Annotated in this window: 22 protein-coding genes, 1 tRNA gene and 1 pseudogene; 7 read left to right on the top strand and 17 right to left on the bottom strand. The window is 56.1% G+C overall.

Annotated features, from left to right (window positions below):
• The first annotated feature begins 8 nt into the window (after positions 1 to 8).
• The 3 genes from can to F753_RS39660 all read left to right on the top strand — a co-directional run bounded on the left by can (position 9) and on the right by F753_RS39660 (position 1754).
• Positions 9 to 653 carry a carbonate dehydratase gene (gene can, locus F753_RS39670; protein ID WP_023445849.1) on the top strand — a complete coding sequence of 215 codons (645 nt, stop codon included), beginning with the start codon at positions 9 to 11 and terminating at the stop codon, positions 651 to 653.
• A complete protein-coding gene (locus tag F753_RS39665) occupies positions 653 to 1552 on the top strand; it encodes a DMT family transporter (RefSeq protein ID WP_023445848.1) in 900 nt (299 codons plus the stop codon). The genes can and F753_RS39665 overlap by 1 nt, the downstream gene beginning before the upstream one ends.
• 125 nt (positions 1553 to 1677) lie before the next feature.
• Positions 1678 to 1754: transfer RNA gene (locus F753_RS39660), tRNA-Met, on the top strand.
• A 63-nt stretch (positions 1755 to 1817) separates the two neighbouring features.
• Here F753_RS39660 and F753_RS39655 read toward each other — a convergent pair.
• From F753_RS39655 to F753_RS39610, 12 genes and pseudogenes are all read right to left on the bottom strand, one after another.
• A complete protein-coding gene (locus tag F753_RS39655; protein ID WP_023445847.1) occupies positions 1818 to 2255 on the bottom strand; it encodes a hypothetical protein in 438 nt (145 codons plus the stop codon).
• 46 nt (positions 2256 to 2301) lie between these two features.
• A pseudogene (locus tag F753_RS39650) lies at positions 2302 to 3292 on the bottom strand (phage integrase).
• On the bottom strand, positions 3289 to 4569 hold the full coding sequence (locus F753_RS39645; RefSeq protein WP_023445846.1) for a hypothetical protein: 1281 nt from the start codon (positions 4567 to 4569) through the stop codon (positions 3289 to 3291). The pseudogene F753_RS39650 and the gene F753_RS39645 overlap by 4 nt, the downstream one beginning before the upstream one ends.
• 147 nt (positions 4570 to 4716) lie before the next feature.
• Positions 4717 to 5901 carry a zonular occludens toxin domain-containing protein gene (locus F753_RS39640; RefSeq protein WP_023445845.1) on the bottom strand — a complete coding sequence of 395 codons (1185 nt, stop codon included), beginning with the start codon at positions 5899 to 5901 and terminating at the stop codon, positions 4717 to 4719.
• Between the two features lie 12 nt (positions 5902 to 5913).
• Positions 5914 to 6240, bottom strand: coding sequence for a DUF2523 domain-containing protein (locus F753_RS39635; protein ID WP_023445844.1), 327 nt, complete (start codon positions 6238 to 6240; stop codon positions 5914 to 5916).
• Positions 6240 to 7517, bottom strand: a complete 1278-nt coding sequence (locus tag F753_RS50050; protein WP_023445843.1) for a virulence factor TspB C-terminal domain-related protein — start codon at positions 7515 to 7517, stop codon at positions 6240 to 6242. Before F753_RS50050 ends, F753_RS39635 begins: the two co-directional genes overlap by 1 nt.
• A gap of 379 nt (positions 7518 to 7896) precedes the next feature.
• On the bottom strand, positions 7897 to 8106 hold the full coding sequence (locus F753_RS39630) for a major capsid protein (protein ID WP_023445842.1): 210 nt from the start codon (positions 8104 to 8106) through the stop codon (positions 7897 to 7899).
• Between the two features lie 10 nt (positions 8107 to 8116).
• Positions 8117 to 8332 (bottom strand): hypothetical protein, encoded by a 216-nt coding sequence (locus F753_RS39625; protein ID WP_023445841.1) that lies wholly within the window; start codon positions 8330 to 8332, stop codon positions 8117 to 8119.
• Positions 8329 to 8508 carry a hypothetical protein gene (locus F753_RS39620; RefSeq protein ID WP_008567547.1) on the bottom strand — a complete coding sequence of 60 codons (180 nt, stop codon included), beginning with the start codon at positions 8506 to 8508 and terminating at the stop codon, positions 8329 to 8331. Before F753_RS39620 ends, F753_RS39625 begins: the two co-directional genes overlap by 4 nt.
• A 15-nt stretch (positions 8509 to 8523) precedes the next feature.
• Positions 8524 to 8904 carry a hypothetical protein gene (locus tag F753_RS39615; protein ID WP_023445840.1) on the bottom strand — a complete coding sequence of 127 codons (381 nt, stop codon included), beginning with the start codon at positions 8902 to 8904 and terminating at the stop codon, positions 8524 to 8526.
• 372 nt (positions 8905 to 9276) lie between these two features.
• Positions 9277 to 9603, bottom strand: a complete 327-nt coding sequence (pflM, locus tag F753_RS49760; RefSeq protein ID WP_084799390.1) for a lysogeny maintenance protein PflM — start codon at positions 9601 to 9603, stop codon at positions 9277 to 9279.
• Complete coding sequence (locus F753_RS39610; RefSeq protein WP_023445839.1) at positions 9600 to 9872, bottom strand: hypothetical protein; 273 nt, start codon at positions 9870 to 9872, stop codon at positions 9600 to 9602. The genes pflM and F753_RS39610 overlap by 4 nt, the downstream gene beginning before the upstream one ends.
• Positions 9873 to 10324: 452 nt before the next feature.
• Between F753_RS39610 and F753_RS39600 the strand changes: the two genes are divergently transcribed.
• Positions 10325 to 10507 carry a hypothetical protein gene (locus F753_RS39600; RefSeq protein ID WP_023445837.1) on the top strand — a complete coding sequence of 61 codons (183 nt, stop codon included), beginning with the start codon at positions 10325 to 10327 and terminating at the stop codon, positions 10505 to 10507.
• 131 nt (positions 10508 to 10638) lie between these two features.
• Here the strand turns inward: F753_RS39600 and F753_RS39595 are convergent, their stop codons facing one another.
• From F753_RS39595 to F753_RS39585, 3 genes are all read right to left on the bottom strand, one after another.
• Entirely contained in the window at positions 10639 to 11607 is a 969-nt protein-coding gene (locus F753_RS39595; RefSeq protein WP_023445836.1) for an O-methyltransferase, read from the bottom strand.
• A 426-nt stretch (positions 11608 to 12033) separates the two neighbouring features.
• Entirely contained in the window at positions 12034 to 13014 is a 981-nt protein-coding gene (locus F753_RS39590; protein ID WP_023445617.1) for an IS5-like element ISPa16 family transposase, read from the bottom strand.
• Between the two features lie 31 nt (positions 13015 to 13045).
• Positions 13046 to 14164: an ATP-binding protein gene (locus F753_RS39585; RefSeq protein WP_167332071.1), complete on the bottom strand. Its 1119-nt coding sequence runs from the start codon at positions 14162 to 14164 to the stop codon at positions 13046 to 13048.
• Positions 14165 to 14289: 125 nt separating this feature from the next.
• On the opposite strand from F753_RS39585, the gene F753_RS39580 reads away from it, so the two are divergent.
• Positions 14290 to 15381 (top strand): DNA cytosine methyltransferase, encoded by a 1092-nt coding sequence (locus tag F753_RS39580; RefSeq protein ID WP_023445834.1) that lies wholly within the window; start codon positions 14290 to 14292, stop codon positions 15379 to 15381.
• A 418-nt stretch (positions 15382 to 15799) separates the two neighbouring features.
• On the opposite strand, the gene F753_RS49595 is transcribed toward F753_RS39580, so the two are convergent.
• Positions 15800 to 17200 (bottom strand): hypothetical protein, encoded by a 1401-nt coding sequence (locus F753_RS49595; RefSeq protein ID WP_156924046.1) that lies wholly within the window; start codon positions 17198 to 17200, stop codon positions 15800 to 15802.
• 23 nt (positions 17201 to 17223) lie between these two features.
• Positions 17224 to 18374 (bottom strand): IS3 family transposase gene (locus F753_RS39575; RefSeq protein WP_156924045.1). Its coding sequence is split into 2 segments (ribosomal slippage): positions 17224 to 18131 and positions 18131 to 18374, totalling 1152 coding nucleotides; the frame shifts between segments, so codons are not numbered across the junction.
• A gap of 110 nt (positions 18375 to 18484) precedes the next feature.
• Between F753_RS39575 and F753_RS39565 the strand changes: the two genes are divergently transcribed.
• Positions 18485 to 18694, top strand: coding sequence for a hypothetical protein (locus F753_RS39565; protein ID WP_023445831.1), 210 nt, complete (start codon positions 18485 to 18487; stop codon positions 18692 to 18694).
• A 169-nt stretch (positions 18695 to 18863) separates the two neighbouring features.
• Complete coding sequence (locus F753_RS49755) at positions 18864 to 19025, top strand: hypothetical protein (protein WP_023445830.1); 162 nt, start codon at positions 18864 to 18866, stop codon at positions 19023 to 19025.
• Positions 19026 to 19126 lie beyond the last annotated feature (101 nt).

Here is a 19126-nt window from a genome sequence, read left to right as displayed (position 1 = left end):
CAACGTAGATGAGCGAGCTGGAACCGCTGTTCGAGAACAACGCCCGCTGGGCCGAGGCCATCAAGGAAGAAGACCCCACCTTCTTCGAGAAACTGTCCAAGCAGCAGGCGCCGGAATACCTGTGGATCGGCTGCTCCGATGCCCGCGTGCCCGCCAACGAGATCGTCGGCCTGCTGCCGGGCGACCTGTTCGTCCATCGCAACGTCGCCAATGTCGTGCTGCACACCGACCTCAACTGCCTGTCGGTCATCCAGTACGCGGTCGACGTGCTCAAGGTCAAACACATCCTCGTCACCGGCCATTACGGCTGCGGTGGCGTGCGCGCCTCCATGCGTGACGACCAGCTGGGCCTGATCGACGGCTGGCTGCGCAGCATCCGCGACCTCTACTACGAGCATCGCGTGCACCTTTCCAAGCTGACCAGCGAAGAGGAGCAGGTCGACCGCCTCTGCGAGCTCAACGTCATCCAGCAGGTTGCCAACGTCAGCCACACCACCATCGTCCAGAACGCCTGGCACCGCGGCCAGCCGCTGGCCGTGCACGGCTGCATCTACGGCATCAAGGATGGCCTGTGGAAGAACCTCAACGTCACCGTCAGCGGACTCGATCAGCTGCCGTCGCAATACCGCCTGCGTCCGCTGCGTAACGCCTGATGAACAGCCGCCACGCCCCGGCCTTCGCCGGTCTGCTCATCGCTGTGCTCTGCTGGAGCGGCAACGCATTGGTCGCCCGTGCCTTCTATGACCAGATCCCGCCGCTGAGCCTGTCATTCTGGCGCTGGGTGCTGGCCACGACACTGCTGTTGCCCTTCGTGGCGAAAGGCATCTGGACCCACCGAGCGGCCTTGCGTGCCGCCGGCTGGCGCCTGCCTGTGATCGCCGCACTCGGCATCGCCAGTTACAACTCGCTGCTCTACACCGCTGCGCAAAGCACCGAAGCGATCAACCTGACGCTGGTGAACACCTGCCTGCCACTGGCGACCTTTATCGGCGCGGGCTTCCTGCTCGGAGAATGGCCACTGCGCCGCGCCTGGTTCGGCATGGCCGTGGCGGCGGCGGGGCTGCTCTACCTGATCAGCCGCGGCAGCTGGCAGACCTTTGCCAGCCTGTCGTTCAAGGCCGGCGACCTCATCATGCTGCTGGCCGTGCTGGTGTGGGCGCTGTACACGCTGCTGCTGCGGCGCTGGTCCAGCTTCCTCACCGTCCCCCCGCTGGTGCTGCTTGGCGTGCTGATGCTGCTGGGCGTGCCGCTGATCCTGCCGTTCTACCTGTACGAACTTAGCCGGGTAGGGGGCTTCGCCGCCACGCCGGCCAACCTCGGCGCAATCGGCTACACCGCCGTGTTCGCCTCGCTGATCGCCTACCTCGCCTGGAACCACGGGGTAAAAGTCGTCGGCGCCGCCAAGGCCGCCATGGCCAGCTACCTGATGCCCGTCTTCACCGCACTGCTCGGCTGGCTACTACTCGGAGAAGCGCTGCAGCCCTTCCACTGGATTGGCGGCACCCTGATCTTCGCTGGCTTGCTGCTGGCCACGCGGCCGTCATTTCGCTAGCGGCGCCCCAAATGGCGCGGCCTAGGCGCTATTGACCGTTCGTAACTAACCGTTTGAAAAGGATAAAAAATCTGCGGAGCCAGGGTTGACAGCCCTAACCGACCAGAGAATAATGCGCGCCACTTGGCTACATAGCTCAGTTGGTTAGAGCGCAGCATTCATAATGCTGATGTCCCAGGTTCAAGTCCCGGTGTAGCCACCAGACAAAACAAGGGGTTAGCGAAAGCTAGCCCCTTTTTTGTTTGTGTAGGTGACTACGAAGTGACTACGGCTTGTCTACGTCGATTCCCTTCGACTTCAAATCTGCCTTCAGGCTGAGCAGCTGAAGCTTCGCTATTTCCAACTGAGTGTCTGCCATTTGGTCCGCAAGGGGCTGTATGCGCATGTACCAGTGGCTAAAGCCTAGATACATCCCGACAACGCCTGCCACGATCAAGAACTGACCAAGTAGCGTATAGGTTTCCTTGTCCGCAACAGCGACCTCGATTCTCCGCTCTAATGATCGCAAGCGTGCTGCTTGTTCTAAGGTTGGCTCCTTCAGAGCTTGTAGGCTCTCCAGTTCGACCCAGTGTTCGAATGCAATGGTGTTCGTGGCGCTTGTCGCATAGATGATGGTGCCGAATCCCGACAGAAAAACAACAAGCGCAAATAGAGCAAAAAACTTGTATAGGTTATCGGTTGGGAGGGGGATTTTACTTTCCATGCGATATCTCAGGCCGACTAACCGCGCTGAGTATGCCTTCAATTTATTAGAGAACTGAAGCATCGACGCCCACCGTGTGATTGCTTTGGGAGAGTGGCGAAAGCCGCAGTGCCGATTCCAAATGATCCGGCGACAGGTGCGCGTAGCGCATGGTCATCGTGATCGACGAGTGCCCCAGGATTCGTTGCAGGCCGAGAATGTCGCCACCGGCCATCATGTAATGACTCGCGAACGTGTGCCGCAGGATGTGGGTCATCTGGCCCGGGGTGTCGAAGCCGCAACGCTTGTAGGCACACCGAAAGGCCGACCGGCAGGGCATGAACAGCCGACCGTTTCCAGGCATCCCCACCTTCAACGCCAGATCCTCAACATCCTTCGGGATCGGTACGGATCTCGACTGTCGATTCTTGGTTCGGTGGAAGTGAGCCTTGCCACCGTAGATCGCGGCACGGGTCAGCGACTCGGCTTCGTCCCAGCGGGCACCGGTAGCCAAGCAGAGTAGGGCGACGGGGTAGGTGTGATTGTTGGTGGAGCGTTTGCACTCTTCGAGCAGCTGGCGGATCTGCGGCAGCGTGAGAAAGGTCAGCTCTACCTGATCGGTCTTGATCTGGCGGACATTGGCGAGCGGGTTCTTTCCCACCCAGGCACCGAGCCGGATCAGCTCCGCGAACACGGCGGACAGGTAGCGTTGCTCGTGGTTGACCGTATGCGGAGACGCCTCTTTCAACCGTTGCTGCCGATACCGCGCCCATGCCAGTGCATCGAAGGAAGAGGCGAGCGGATCGCCAAGCCGTTTCGTGATCGCCAACGTTCTCGTCCTTGAGCGTGCAGCCGTGCAGCTGATGCCAGAGGTTCACCAGATCCGACAGCCGATCATCCAGCGGTCGCCCGGTTAGCGTCAGGCTCTTGAAGAAATCCGTTTCGTATCGCTGGGCAGCGGCCTTGGTCAGAAAACCTTTCTTGCGGATACGGCGTCCACTTCGCCCGTTTTCGTAGAAGTCAGCCGTCCAGGTCTTACCGTCCTTGCGTGCCGTCATATAGCGCGACCCCATCGCACATGCCGTTCCTGGAGCAGGTTCTTGATGTGCTTGTACAGATCACGCTCCGTCATATCCTTCGAGGCGTAGTGGTCGCGAATCACCGGCCAGCATTCCCATTCCTTCAGTCGATCAAATGCGGTTTTAGCGCCCACTCGCTCCCGTGCCAGTAGGCTTACGAAGTTTCCCAGGAACAGCTCCACGTTCTTGCCTGAGAAGCCCCGAGAGGTCTTGTAGTAGCGTTTGTATTCGGTTTCATCGACCAGGGAATCGACCGGTACATCGACACGGATGTCGTCGCGGATCAGCGTCCAGATGGGTTCGAAATAGCCGGGGCGGGAGAGCAGCTTGAATTGACCCAGCCCGTAGCGCCACAGGCCATCCAGATGGGCCGAGAACGCGGCATAGGAGTCCGTTTCAAGGGCTTGGCCGGTCCTTGCGTCAATCGAGCCGCTGGCGAACTGCTGGATGACCGAATGGTGATAGCGCAGCTCGATGCGCCATACATCTTGGGTCGGATCGTAGTTGTCGGGATCGGTCGAATCGAACGAATCCCGGCGACGCCAGACGCTTTCCCAGAAGTCGAGCTTATCGGTTGCGCGGGCCTGTTCAGTCTTGTTGTAGATACACAGCTGGACGCCACCAGGGGAACCGAACATGGACGTTTCACCACGACCGTAGACGCTGGACTTGGTGGCCCACTCGATCTGGTTTATGCCAGTGATATCCCGGTGCGTCCTGGCGCGACAGTGCAGGCGAGCTACCAGATCCACCGGAGGCAGCCAGCCCTGGAGATCCAACGCCAGATGAACAGCGCACTGGTTGCGTTCGCGGTGGGTCATCACGGCTGCGGCGTAATAGTCCATGCGCTCTTGCAGGCGCTCAGGCGACAACGCGTCGATGGCGTGCGGCGACACTTCGATTTTCAGGTGTGGGCCGATTTGGTCCAGCTTGGCGTTGAAGTTCTTGATGAGCAGGATGAACCCGAGGTCAGCATTTTGGAGCTTGTACTGGTAGCCCGAATCCCGGCCAACCCGACCGGCATGCCAGAACTCGCCAGCGAACTGGACCATTGCGCCCGGTTTCTCGAATAGCGCCATGATCTCGGGACGGATCAGTCCGCGGTACAGCTGGCGGACCGTATCGACTCCGCAACGCAGCAAGCGGACCTTGGATAGATCGACTATCCGAGCGGTGCCCGGGTCGACGAATAGTCTGCTTTGCGAGTCTTCCAACCCGGTCATGAGGTCGATTCGTTTGAAGTCCTTATTGGCCATTCCGTTTTCCCCTTTACTCTGGATTACTGTGGTTGCTTAGTAGTGGTTATCTGACGTGTTACAGGGACGTCAGCGCGCGCGTTTGCACGCCGGCTCGTGCCTCGCCGCGCGTGCAAAGAGCGCGGAGCGCACGCGCGCTGACGGTCATCACCACAGGAATTGCCCTTTCTGGTACGGCACGACAGTCATGTTCGTGCCACCGGCTGGCTGCGCTGCTCCAGGGCGTGCCGCCTGCATTGCAGGAGGCTGGTTGTTCTGGACTTGCTGGGTTCGCTCGCCGGTGGAGCGATCAGGCAGGGTCGGATCGAAGAAGCCGTTCTCGACCACGCGCATGCAGAAGGCGAAGTCGGTTTCGACCCGCGTGCTCTGCTGCGTGTAGCACTGGCAAACGGTGGGTGTTCCGTTGACGACGGCATGCGCCATTCGCCCGAACTCGCGGGCATAGGTCGCGGGGTCGGTGCTGGACATGCAGTAGAGCCGAGGAAACGACACGGGCCGCGTCAGCTCGTCGTAGATCGGCGCCGACGATGGGACCTGCGGCACCCGAGGCACACGCCGCCCGATGTAGCTGGCGACACTCTCAGGCGCATCGGTCTTCGTTTCGCCCACAGGCTTGATGAACGCACCGACCGTATCGCGCACCTGATCGACCATGCTCCCGGCCGGCGCGCTGCTAGCTGTCTCGGCTTGTGCTTTCTCGATGTTGTAACGCTCATAGGCGCGATAGACGAGGATGCCCGCGCCGATCAGCACGCAGATGGCCAAGATGAACTTGGTCGGCACCTTGGCCTGGAAGTGGTGCTTGGCGTTGGTGCTGGTGTAAGCGCCGAAGTAGCGCTTATCCAGGCGCAGCGACTTCTTGTCGGCATCTTTGAAGCTGGTCTTCAGCTCGACCTTTTCCACCACCACTTCCGACTCGAAGCGCAGCAGCTGAGCGGACTTGAAGACGCGCCAGTAGTGAATGTGCGTGTTGCACAGCCGGCGCAGGTGCACATCGAGATAACGCGGGTCCTGGGTGACGAGGTGCACTTCGTGGCCCTGGTGGCGCATGGTCTCGAAGCGGGTGATGTGCTCCGGTGGCCGCGCCCGTGGATCGCGTGAGCCAAACCAGCCCTGCGCTTCGTCCACGACGATGATCGAGTCGTTCGGCAGCTCGAACCACTTTTCGGGATTTTCGAACTCGAACCACTGCGCTTGCAGCTGATCGGGCTTGAGGCCGTTGATGTTGTGGTAGTAGACGACACGGCCTTCGGCGTGGGCCTTCTGGTCCACTTCGCGGATGGTGTTCAGGGTCTTGCCATGGCCGGGCTTGCCGGTACGGATAACGAGCATGACGGCGCCTCCTTATGCGTCGATAGAGGTGCCGCCCGGCTTATGCCAGACCTGATTGCGTTTGCGGTCGGTCGCCTTGTCGATCCCGGCGAGGACGAAGCGCGTGGAGATCGCGGCGAAATACAGGTTCACCACCACATCGAACTTGGCCAGCCCGAGAATCCCCTGGATGACCGGCCCGACATCGCCCATCAACCCGAACAGGTAGCCCTGCGCCTGGCCAATGATGAGGTTGAAGCCCATGTAAGAGACGAAGCCGAAACCGATCATCTTCAACACCATCTTCACCAGCGGCCCGACGATGATCACGAGCATCTGGACGATGAATAGAAACTGCATCACTGACCTCCTACGGCGCGGCCCACATACAGGGCGGCAAGAACGGTGGCCACAGCCACAAACAGGCCGCTCAGGTCACTGGCGGCGCGGCAAAGCGGTTCGTAGCTGAGCTGGAAAGTGCGACCGCCCGCTGTGGTCAGGCTGAAGCTCTCGGCGGCAGGACAAGCAGACGGCAGAAAGCGAGTGCCCTGGTTGATGAAGGAAGGCACGTCGATGACGCCGGAGCCTTCATCCAGCTGGAACCGGTCGCCGGTAACAGCGGCCTCGATGGCGGATTGCTGCTTGGGGAAATCGGTCATTTCCTCAGCGAGGCACAGCTGCTCTTTCTGCTGCCGCAGCACCTCGCAATCAATCGGGTCGCCGCTACAGGAGAACGACGCATCGCAGGAGCCGGCAGAAGCCAAACGCTCCGGGCCTTCTTCACCTTCATCCTCGCCTTCGCCTTCATCGGGCGTGCAACCGGAGCCGGTACAGGACTTGGTTTCGTCGCCGGGCTTGCCCTCGGCATCCGTCTCGGACGTCGAGGTTTCTTCGGCAGTGGTGGACGTACAGGGCTTGGTGCCAACGCAGACAGTCTTGTCGGTCGTGGTGGTGGTCTCCGTCTTGCTGGAGCCATCCGGGTTGGTGGTCTTGGTGGTTTCCTCGGTCTTAGTGGTGTCTTCGAATCGCGGCGCGGGCTTGCCGGTGGTGCAGTGCAGGTAATCGCCGGCGTTATCGCAGTTGAGCTGGCCGGGCTCTTTCAGCTTTTCGCTACTGGTGCAGTTGCGCGATTGCGAGCCGTCCGCGTTGGTGACCCAGTCACCGCATAGGCTTTCGCTGGTGAACTGAGGCGTGCTGTCGGCCGGAGGCTTGGATGGTGGCTGATCGAACACACTGCCGGGAGGCGGGTTGTTTGACGTGCATTGCGAGCCGGCGCCCTGGTAAACCACTTTGCAATAAACGGAGTTCAGGTCCTTGCCGGTGGTGTCTTCAAGAAAGCGGTTGCAGCCCTTGACCGTGGCGGTGCGGTTGTAGAGGCAGCCGCTTTCACAGATCGAAGATGGAGGCAGCGAAGGCGGTACGGATGGGTCCAGAGAGCCGGCGTTGTACTCGTGAACGAACTCACCTGTTGCGGTGGCGCATTGATCGGGTTCAGGGGCGACGCATTCGCCAGTTGCGGAATTGTATTCAGAACCATCACCACACGAATCGCCCCTACGGGACAAATAGTGGATCGCAACAACCGAACCGTTGAAGTTCCATTTGAGGGAACACGTCGCCTCGGTGGGAACTTCCATGAGGATAATCGGGGTATACGGACCGCTAGGCCTAGCCGCGGCAAGAGCTGTACACGCCTGAGACGGGCTTTCAAACCTTGACCCGCTTGGAAGATATGTTTCTGAACTGATAACAACCCAGTAATAGTCCTCAGCTTTGACGCTCTCAGAGCAGATAACGAATAGCATTAACAGCAATGAAGAGAACCACATCTTCCGGGTTAAAGAACTAAAAAATAGAAGATCCATCCCTACACCCGCCCAAAAAACACGAGATAGAACGCCAGGGTGGTCAGGATCAGGACGTACAGTTCGTAGCTCATTGGCGTTTCCCTGGAAGAGAAAACCCCGCCGGAGCGGGGTTTGTTTGCTTCGGCACATGCAGTGCGCAAAACCCCGGTTACAGGGCGCGGCGCATGTACTTGAACGCCATCGCGGCGATGATCACGGCGAACACCGCCCAGCCAATGGTGCCGACGTCGGTGCCAGCGGTATCGAGCGCGGTGGTGGCTTCAGCCGGGACTGCCGCATAGACAGAGCCGGCTACAGCCGAGAGAGCAACGGCAGCGCCGAGGCCGATTTTCTTGATGAAGTGTTTGTTCAGTTGCATGGGTGATACCTCACTGATTCAGGGCTTTTTTCAGGACCAGGAAGCCGAACACGGTGGCGAACAGAACAATCGCTTCGCCTTGCAGCTCGGAGACTTGGTCCCAGGTCAGTGCAGAGCCGTAGAGGCTTTGCATTTCCTCGACCGTGAGGGCGACCAGCGAGCCGGAGCAGATGGGCGAGCCATCGGCGCCTTGCAGCCAGTCACCGTCACAGGCGAGGAAATTCATTCGCCGGCCTGCTCGAGGTCGGCGGTTTGTTCGGAGGGTTCGCAGTCAGGGCAGACGGCGAAGTGGGGCGGCAGGCTGAGGTCTGGCAGCAGGTCGCTTTGCGGCGCGGGCAGCGCCATGAGCTTGCCCATGTCGTTGCCGCAGCAGTCGCAGTACACCCGGTCATCGATCAGCATGGCCGCCCCTCCCGGTTAGTTGGCCTTGGCCGGGTCCGGCTGGGTGCCGGCTGGCTTGGCGGTTGGGGTCGGTTGCTGAGTGGGCTTGGTGGCCTGGGTGGCGGGCTTCACCGATTCCAGATGCAGGCAGAGATTGTTGCCCTTCTGTTTGCCGGCTCGGGCGATCTCGAAGTGGATACGCACGGTTTCCAGCGGCTCGAAGTTGGCGCCCGAGGCGAACACTTCGTCGGCCACTTCCAGGGGAACATCCATGCTGACGATGGACAGGCCGTTTTCGGTCTGGCCGTCCGGCTCATCGCCATAGAAGACTTTGACGATCTTTACTTCGCTGCCGTTCTGGCTGAAGGCGAGTTTCTGAGTGCCGAGAAATGCAACTTCCATAGTCGAACGTGCCATTTGTGTTTCCTCTCTCTAGTTGCGCTTTATTGCGCGGCTTTGCTTTCTGCAGACCGAGCGATCCCGAACCGGTGAACTTGCAAGTTCGCCGAGGTGATCTGTTACTTGGCCTACCGGTTAAAACTTCGCGTTGTGCGTGTTCTCTAGTTGGTTAACACCAAGGGCTTTGCCCTTGTCATCCCACTCTTGCCGCCGAGGGCTCGGGAGCGCGGGGCGGTGAAGCTGCCCCACACTCACGAGCGGAGGCTGTTTCTGTTCGTGCAGGGTCAAGGGTGCGCTCCGCCCGTGCTTCCGTTCGCCGGATCGGTGAAGCGTGATCCGACGAGCCGGGAGCGCGGCCCTGGACCTGTTCGGCCTCGGTCGGGGTTTCGGCTAGAACGGAAACTGCTCGCTCGGCGCCGAGGTTGAATCTTGGTAAGCAACGCTCCACCACTTCGCGGGGCGCTCGGGTGGCGTGTGCTTCTCGCAGATATAGGCCGGTTCCACTTGCCACTCCGAGACCAGAGGCTTCCAGGTTCCACCGATGCAGCCCATTTGCAGCGTGCGAATCGGCCGCGCAGAGGCGGGGCGGCATTGGGCGCAGCGTGTGGACGGGGAGGGAGCGGGTTTCGCCATTTCGCGTCTGGACCAACAGACAGAGCAGTCGCAGTCCGGTGCGTGGGGAAGCCGGTTGTAGGCGCTCATGGTCGATAGCCTCATTCATCGGCGTAATCCCCCTGGCAGAACACCGACTTGCCCCGCTCGATGTCGCGGCGGATGCGGTGCAGGTTGATGACGCGGCGGCGGCCGATCTTCACGGTCGGGAGGGTGTAGGTTTCCACCCAGCCGCGCACCACGTCTTCGGTGATCTGCTCGACGCCCATCATTTCAGCCAGCACAAGCTGCGTGCAGAACGGCGCTTCGCGGAAGCTGACGATCCGTTCGGCTTGGCCTTCGATGGTTAACCCCACTACGCCAGACTGTTCCATAGCTTTTGTCCTATACTCGTCCAAGCATTCGACTCAGATACTTGAGTCAAAATAGTTGAACAAAGCATATGAACTGCTGTTCAGAAATTCAAACTATTTGAACAAAATATTTAGAAGAAATGGGCACGATAAACGAGCGCGTTAGAACAGTTGCCTCTATGGCTGGAATGGATCGCCTCGTGCGAGAGACTCCGATCGGCTCGAATCGCTGGAGAACAGTGCTCTACAACAAAGACGTTCGGATTAGCACCGACGAGATAGAGGCCTTAGGAGCGCTGTATCCGTCGTATCGCTGGTGGATGGTCAGCGGCGAGGTCGCGCCGGAGATAGGCCAGACCAGCCCCGAGTACGACGAGGCCAACCGAAACTTGACCGATCAAAACGCGGGATAGCGATCACACGGGAAGTAGCTAGGCGCTGGTACGCCCGAAGGATCGGAGGAGGGGACGGATATGGATATTGAACGTGCGCTACTGAAAGCAGGCGTGACTGTGGCTGCGATGTTTGCCATCTACCAAGGTTCGCAGGGAATACAGGAGTTCGCGAAGCAACGCTCAGCTGAGGCGAATCAGAAAGCTGAAACGCAGCAAACAGAGCCGCGTGAGTGGCCTGACGATAACATTGACTCCCTTTGATTAGCGAAGGTAAGCGACGCCGCTATGGAGCCGCTGTTTCGATACCTTAACACTTGTGATTAGGGGGCGTGTAAACCTACTACACCAGTCTGTACGAATAATGTAAATAGTAGGGCAGCGCCCCGCTATCCTTATGCTTCCATTACGGCGAAGTTAGGGAAGTAGCGGTACATCCTTATAAATTTGTTCGCATCTGACGTTGGTATCGCTCCAAAAGAGACTTCATTGTCGCCAAGAGGCAACTGCTGTTCTAAATAGCGAAGTTCTCGGATGGTGAGCTTCGGCATGTCAATTCTGATGGGTTGCCCAGGCGCAGGCATAAAATCTAATCGGTCAAACCCGCAAAGAGGATAACGCTGATTATCTGCGGCATCTGCGACCAAGCCAATCAATGTGGTCATGCGAGCGTCATCCTGATACTCAATTTCACATATCGGTAAAAAGCTTAACGGGTTATCACCGCCGGTGTTGCGATTTGCTAAGGCAGAATCAATCTCTGATCGCAGCATATGCCTTGCTAGTTTGCCGTATGGCCAAGATATTAGATCTTCGTCCGAAGCCTCCGGGGGGACTCTTTGCCTGCCAAATGCACCTATAAACCGTTCAATTGCACCGATGGCATTTTCGTCAGTGGCTTTCTCAAGTTCATAAGCGGTGTACTCTGGTGCCCTCATGCACTGTACCGAAACCGCTATGACTGAACCGGACAAACACCTGGCAGCAACAGTTCGGACATCTTCAAGCATAGATGTGTTCAAGGGGCCGTCATAGTCAAGCCACACTATTACTCTTCTATCCCATTCCATCCTAGGTAGTGCGGAGGAAGAGTTGTCGTATTCCACTCTGATCTGGAAAGGCTTATTTGCTTCTATTCGCTCCCTTGCATCCACTGCCTGCTCAATAGAAACCATGCTCTTAATGCCAAGGGCACGATGGAATAAAGTAAAGTCCGAGACCCATCCCGAGCCGAAGCCGATATACGCATAGTCTTCAACTGGCTGAAAAGCCGCCAGTCTGCGAAGGATTTCGACAAACATCTTCCGCTCAGCATACTTCGCCGGACGAAGAGAGTAGTCAATTTTCCTAAAGCTAGCACTCATTCCTTGTGCCTCTTAAAGATTAGGTCGAAGGTGGTCTCACCCACAGCCTTGGCTGACCCTACTCCAAGCTCATCCTGCAAAAATTCTACCTCCTCAAATTTTTTCGAGTATTGGATCTTGATGTAACGAGGGCCTTTGGTAATTGATCCTCTGACTGGGGCAATAAATTCTGCCTTATAGTCTAGGGCTTCGGGGCGTGTTGAGTTGGCCTTGGAAACGTGGTCAAGCAGAGGGCTTTTGTCCCTAGTGTACTCATCAATGTCTTTATCGAGGTTGTTAAGGAAGGTCTGAAGTAGCCCTGTATTTCCGGTCGACTTCAGCCCTCGCTGCTTTTGAAAGCGGGCCGTCGATCAAAATCGACCAGGTAACCCGCTCAGTTCTCCGTTTTTGGCCGCCGCGAGCACCTCGCAGCAGCCATTTTCCGCATTACAGGCGTACCTCTCCTGCGGTAGTCAGCAAATGTCGGCGCGCCATCCATAGGTTTGACAGCGCGAACAGCGTCACCAGCTGAGCGGTGTTCTTGGCCAGGCCACGGAAGCGCACCTTCACGTAACCGAACTGGCGCTTGATCACTCGAAACGGGTGCTCGACCTTCGCTCGCACTTGTGCCTTGGCCTTCTCGATCTTGCGCTTGGCTTTGTACAGGGCGCTGCGTTTATCGAGCTTCTTGTAGGTGCTGCGGCGTGCTGCGACCTGCCAGATCACTTCGCGGCCAGCATGTTCGGGGCGCTTTTCGACGCCGGTGTAGCCGGCATCGGCGCAGACGACGTTCTCTTCACCATGCAGTAGTTTGTCGACCTGGGTGACATCCGCCACGTTTGCCGCCGTGCCGACCACGCTGTGCACCAGCCCCGACTCGTCATCCACACCGATGTGGGCCTTCATGCCGAAGTAGTACTGGTTGCCCTTCTTGGTCTGGTGCATCTCCGGATCGCGCTTGCTGTCCTGGTTCTTGGTCGAGCTGGGCGCGTGGATCAGTGTGGCATCGACGATAGTGCCCTGGCGCAGCGACAGGCCGCGATCCCCCAGGTAGCCATTGATTACGCCGAGGATGCCGGCTGCCAGCTCATGTTTCTCCAGCAAGCGACGGAAGTTGAGGATGGTGGTTTCGTCGGGAATGCGCTCCAGGCTCAGCCCGGCGAACTGACGCAGGATGGTCGTCTCGTAGAGCGCTTCTTCCATGGCCGGGTCGCTGTAGCCGAACCAGTTCTGCATCAGATGGATACGTAACATGGCCATCAGCGGATAGGCTGGACGACCACCTTCACCCTTTGGGTAGTGTGGCTCGATCAGGGCAATCAATCCCTTCCACGGCACCACCTGATCCATCTCGATCAGGAACAATTCCTTACGGGTCTGCTTGCGCTTGCCGGCGTACTCGGCGTCGGCGAAGGTCATCTGCTTCATGGAAAAACTCGGCTGGCGGGATCGGCGTATTTCACCAGATTCGGGAAGTCTTTTTCAGACCATCCTTAAGGAAATCTATTACTGGGCGCATCATTTCAAACATGCGCTGAGAAGTTTTCACCCAAACCACGCTGTCTTGATCTACGTCAGTCTTGGTAGTGTTCCACGGCACCCTGGATGAGTCTTCAGAATCGAATGAGACAATGCCGCGAAACCTTGCAAATTGGTTGTGAAACGTAGGGATCAACGTCTTGTTAGCTTCGTCCTCCAAAAGTCCCCAGCCAGTTACAGATCTGCGGTCAGCTTCTAAAACCACTCGCCCGTTACAAATTACATACCAGCCAGCATCTTTAGGTGCCGACGGCCCAACGCCTACAATGATATTCACATCTACAGGGGCCTGGCCTGTTTCCTCAAATCGAAGAACGTCCCTGCCAGGCTGCATTTTGTCAGTTACATGAAGATAGATGTTGGTGGCATCAATTCTTTTCGAATTTACAAAAACCTGAAGACCTTCCGAAATGAACTGGCGATGCTTGGATTTGATTAAGCCGATTATAGAGTTTTCAAAAATTGATGTTGAAAACCTGAAGGCTACCTCTGGTCGTAAGTTGGTCACAACTATATCGGTGCCAGGGTTGGCTTTCGAAATCGTGGTGCTATTTCCAAATTCGACCCATGGAAACGTCCACTTATTTGCTTGTTCCCAAGCGGAAACATCAACTTCGATAGCCCATTCTTCATCACTTGTTGCCGATCTTACAATGAAGTGCTTTCCGAACTTGAACAGGGCACGCTTCATGCCGACACCGAACTGACCTATGGAATGAGCAGTTTGTACCGCTCCGCGTGGTCGTCCAAAACGGAAAGCATAAGTCCGAGCAGTATTTCGGTCAAAACCGCCACAGTTATCTACAATGCTAAATAGATCGCGATTAAACGTAATATCAACCCTACATCCTTCATGCGGGGTTTCAGAACTTTGCTTAGCCTGAGCCAGCCGCTTAGCACCATCAATGCAGTTGTCGACTAGATCTAGTATTGCCTGCTCAAGTGGAATGTCTCGAACCAGCATGTCCACAAAAAAAGCCTTTGTAGGCTCCGCGTTGATCTCATCATCATCCAGTTCGGCTGCCATTAGCTCACTCACTCTCCTTGTTTCCTTCCTTGATAATGCCAAGTTCGCGGCTGCAACGGTAGTCCTGACCGTGCCCCGATCGACAGCTCGGCCTGATTGGTGTATCGTCCGTGACCATTTAGGCTAGGCGCAAATTCATGCACACCATTCTGGACCTCTTTAGTGGCTGCGGAGGGCTCGCGCTCGGATCGAAAAGGGCTGGGTTCAAGACTGCCTTGGCAGTGGATGTAGACCCTATCCTTTCCAGCTCCTTTGGCGTCAATTTTCCGGGCACACGGTTCTTACAGGCGGATGTTGCGACGCTGGGGAAGGAGCAGTTGTCCGCATTGCTACCCATGGGAGTAGATGGAGTCATTGGTGGGCCTCCGTGCCAAGCGTTTAGCGGTATAGGGAAGCGTTTACCAGATGACCCACGCCGGGATCTGGTGAATCATTTCTTTAGAATCATCCAAGCGGTCCAGCCCGCATTCTTTATGATGGAAAACGTGCCAGGTTTGGGCTTTCCAGAGAATCGTCCGATTTTGGACAATGCTATAAGCACGCTGCAGGGGCGTTGGGTCATTCTCGGCCCATTGACGTTGGATGCATCTGACTTCGGAGCGCCAACTAAGCGTAAGCGGATCTTCGTGTTTGGATTTGACCCAAAAAAAATGGACGTACCGTCCATTGCAGACCTAATCGCAAGCCAATCCAGTAGAACAACTGTAAAAGATGCCATTGGCGATATCGCAGGCATACCAGTTTCAGATGCAAAGCAGTGGGCCTACGACGGTGAGAAAGTAGTCTCGAAATACGCCCAGAAACTACGATCACCAAGCGGTTACTTTACCGGGCACCAGTTGACAAAACACCGCGATGAAACGATCAAACGCTACGCCAACGTACCGCAAGGGGGTGTAGACCCGGTGGGAAAACACAAAAGGCTAGACTGGAATGGACTTTGCCCGACCCTTCGAGCTGGCACGGGGAGTGACCGGGGGTCATATCAATCCGTTCGACCGCTTCATCCAGAGCACAACCGCGTTATCTCCCCCAGAGAGGCTGCCCGTTTGCAGGGATTCCCTGACGATTTTGTATTTCATGCGACGGTTTGGCATAGCTTTAGAATGATCGGCAATAGCGTATCTCCAATCATTGCGGAGGCATTACTGACGAACATCCGAAAATGCCTGCCTCAGCAAAAAATAGAGGCGACGGTTAAGGACACCACCGCGCCGGCCTTTGCTTAAGGAAAAGCAAACCCTGTGACTACATCAGTTAACTTTCGTGCAGTGTTGTGGCGTAGCGGGGACATAGACTAGAACAAAGCCCCGATTTATGGGCCTGCATGGAGTAAACAGGTGGAATACAAGCGATTCATAATGCTGATGTCCCAGGTTCAAGTCCCGGTGTAGCCACCAGACACAGAAAGGCGGTTAGCGAAAGCTAACCGCCTTTTTTGTTTTCTGGCCGGTGACTACCGCCTCCCGGATGGCCTAGCAGGCACCCCTTCCGTTGATGCTGCTTCGTGAACGTTACCCCCTCCGCTTGATTGGCCGTGTCTGGGCGGAAAATAAATCTGTCTCCTTTTCTCTTAAAACTTGGGATCTCCACGCTGGTCACACAGGAAGTCAGTAAGCGCTGGTTCGCCCGTCGATAGATTGAGCGCTAATCTGATGTAAAGATTTTTAGTGCCACATCATAGTCATTGGCGGTTCCTGCCCAGTTCTCTATCAACTGATAAGCCTGCACAATCTCTGTAGGAGCAGTTAGACCTCGTGAGACGCCCTGAATAAAGGCGCTTCTTGAAAAGGATCTCCCTGCCACAATCCAAATTTCCTTTTTGCATTGTAGCGATCTTCTTCTCTTGCAAATCAACTTCCATACTTCTTCTGAGGTTGATCCATCCCTCGCTGATGGGTGCGAAAGTATCTCATTATATAGCCTAAATCTTGTATCTAGAGGATGAGTAGTTTTTGAGGTGGGCCAAGTATCTTTCCACATCCCAAAATTACCAGGCAAATCATTATCTTCATTCGAAATAAGATAGTGGATATTTTTAATTGCCTGACTACCCACCTCAGCCAAAGCCCCAGCAGGTGCCCCAGGGTTAGCTGTATCGCCACACTTAATATGAACAAAGCAAAGTTTTTCGGGCGAAGATAAGATGAAATCACACGGCTCTGTATTCATATCCGCACACAGAACCAGATCACAACCAGGAATATATTTTGCAAACTCCCCTAAGTCAGATAAAGCCACGCCCGGCGCGGAACTATTCCTTAGTAGATCGAGCATATAGAATATCGAATCAGGATCAAACTCTGCAGGGGTGGTGTTTATATAATTACCATGGCCATCAGAAATCCCCTTCTCTTTCAAATTATCACGCTGCAAACTAGGAATACCAAATAGTACTGACCCTGCCCATGACTCCTCGACACTAATGCCTTGCTCATATGGAAGAGACAGGCGATAAAACACGCCGTTGAGGTATGTTGTTCCATCCTGGAAAAGAACCTTAATTTCTTGGCGAGAATTAATGTAATCCAAGATCGCCTGGAATTCTGGAACCCCGACCGACGCACCTGCCAAAACCAGAGAGAAATTAACTTTCTCACTATCATACTCTAATTCAAAATCGATTGACTCTCCGTCAAGCTGTACCGAGAAAACAGGTCCCCCACCGACATAGTAAAACTCCGGGTAAAGAACACCATTCCTGACTGGAACAGAAGCATCAATGTCAGAAAAATCCAAAATCACTGAGACTGGACCACAACCGGGAAGATCAGTAGTGGGCTGAGCATAAGACTTAATCAGCCGCCCAACATTTCCCCCTTTATACATTTGCTCAGAGACTGTATCCACCCATTCGGATAAATCACGGAGAGTAAAGTTGCTTTTCTTCTGATCTGCGACTCGGCCAGATCTTGCTCCAACATAAAAACTAGAGCTCTTTTTACCATCGTTACCAAAGTTATCAAACCTTAGCATTGACAGCGCATATCGTGCATTTCTCTGGCTTGTCTGGCCATTACTTAAATCAGCCCCTTTCAACGCGACCATCTCAGTGAATCGCCCCGGATTTCTTAGACACTTTCCAGGCTCAGTAAATGTCGCTTCTCAAACTCTACCGGTGACAGCTGGTTGTTGAAACCGTGTCGGCGTTTTGGGTTGTAAAACATCTCGATGTAGTCGAACACATCAGCGCGTGCGTCTTGCCTGGTGCTATAGATTTTTCGCCTGATCCGTTCCCGCTTCAGCAGCTGGAAAAAGCTTTCCGCTACTGCGTTGTCATGGCAATTGCCGCGCCGACTCATACTGCCAAGTAAGTTGTTGGCTTTCAGGAAGCTCTGCCAGTCGCCGCTGCTGAACTGGCTCCCCTGATCTGAGTGAATCATCACCTCCTGCTTTGGCTTACGCCGCCAAACTGCCATCAGCAACGCATCAATAGCCAGATCGCTGGTCATCTGCGGTTTCATTGACCAACCGATTACCTGTCGCGAGAACAGATCGAGCACCACCGCCAAATACAACCAGCCCTCATAGGTGCGGATGTAGGTGATGTCCGTTACCCAGACCTTGTTGGGTTCGGTGACATTGAATCGGCGCTCCAGATGATTCGGTGAGGCCGCTGGAGGCTTACCACCATAGCGGCCCGGTCGACGACGATACCCTGTCTGTGAGCGCAGCCCTTCCAAGCGCATCAGTCGAGCAACACGATGTTTGCCGCATGCTTCTCCAAGCTCACGCAGGTCGTCGTGGATTTTGCGGTAGCCGTACACACCGCCGCTCTCTAGCCACGCGTGCTTGATCAGTCCAAGCAGGCGTTGATCATCCTTGGCTCGTGCCGACTTCGGTTCAGCCAGCCACGCGTAGTAACCGCTGGCATGTACTTTCAGCGTTAGGCACAGGCGGCGAACCGAATAGTCAGCGGATAGCCGGTTGATGAAAGCGTACTTCAGCCGCACTCCTTGGCAAAGTACGCGGCGGCCTTTTTTAGGATGTCTCGCTCTTCAGTCACGCGCTTGAGTTCAGCACGCAGACGGCGTAGTTCAGCGTGTTGATCGTCCTCTTGCGCGCGCTGCTCTTGAGGCTTGCTGTAGCGTTTAACCCAGGCATACAGGCTGTGGGTCGACATGCCCAAACGAGCAGCGACCTCAGCCACTGGCAGACCTCGTTCGGTCACCTGTTTGACTGCTTCGATTTTGAATTCTTCGGGATAACGCGGGTTGCTCATGGCACCTCCTAATAGGCCATATTATGAGGTCTGGAGGTGTCTACGAAACTAGGGGCGATTCAGCCCTTTGTCGTTCCACCTATTTGCTGTTCCGTTTACCGAGGTAAACCATGCGTGACCGTTTCGATGAGATTCGTGCAGAGCGGGATGTTCATTCCGTGGAGCCGGTTGTTTACAACCGTGATCCCCATGCCGGGCTGTGGAAGCAGATCGCGTTGGGAATTGTGGTGGGTTATCTGGCGTTGGGTGTTTTGAGCGCCGTGGGTTGGGCGGTGGCTGTGCGGTTTGCGTTGGGCAGTTTGCAGATTGCGGTGCCGTGAAAGCTGGGGCGCAAGGCTCGCGAGCAGATTCACGTGAAGGCCTCGGTATCAGCGGGCTGTGGCGCCTTCTCTTGCCGTTGACGTTACCCGTGGTGCGGCGCAGAATCGGCGCCATTTCGCGGGGAGCCATCCTCCGCTAGCGGTTTCTTTGGTGTCTGAAGGGCGTGTGATGAATACGTTGCTGTCTGCGGTCTCGGTGATCGTTTGTGTGTTGGCAATCAGTGCGGGTGTGATGCTCGATGTTCGGCAAAAGCCGAGCGACGAGGCGAAGCGGGTGTATACCGCGGAGCGGGTGAACGAGATTCTGCGGCGTAATACCAAGCAGAGCTGAGCCGAGAGGCAAGGCGGCGGAATAAAAAGAGGCGGCCCGAGGGTCGCCTTTTTCATGCCCGAAAAAAGCCGGGCGCAAGCCCGGCGAAGTCCAACGAGGAG

Origin of the sequence: Stutzerimonas chloritidismutans AW-1 (assembly GCF_000495915.1) — a bacterium.
Taxonomy (GTDB): domain Bacteria; phylum Pseudomonadota; class Gammaproteobacteria; order Pseudomonadales; family Pseudomonadaceae; genus Stutzerimonas; species Stutzerimonas chloritidismutans.
This window is presented reverse-complemented; position numbering and strand designations above follow the sequence as displayed.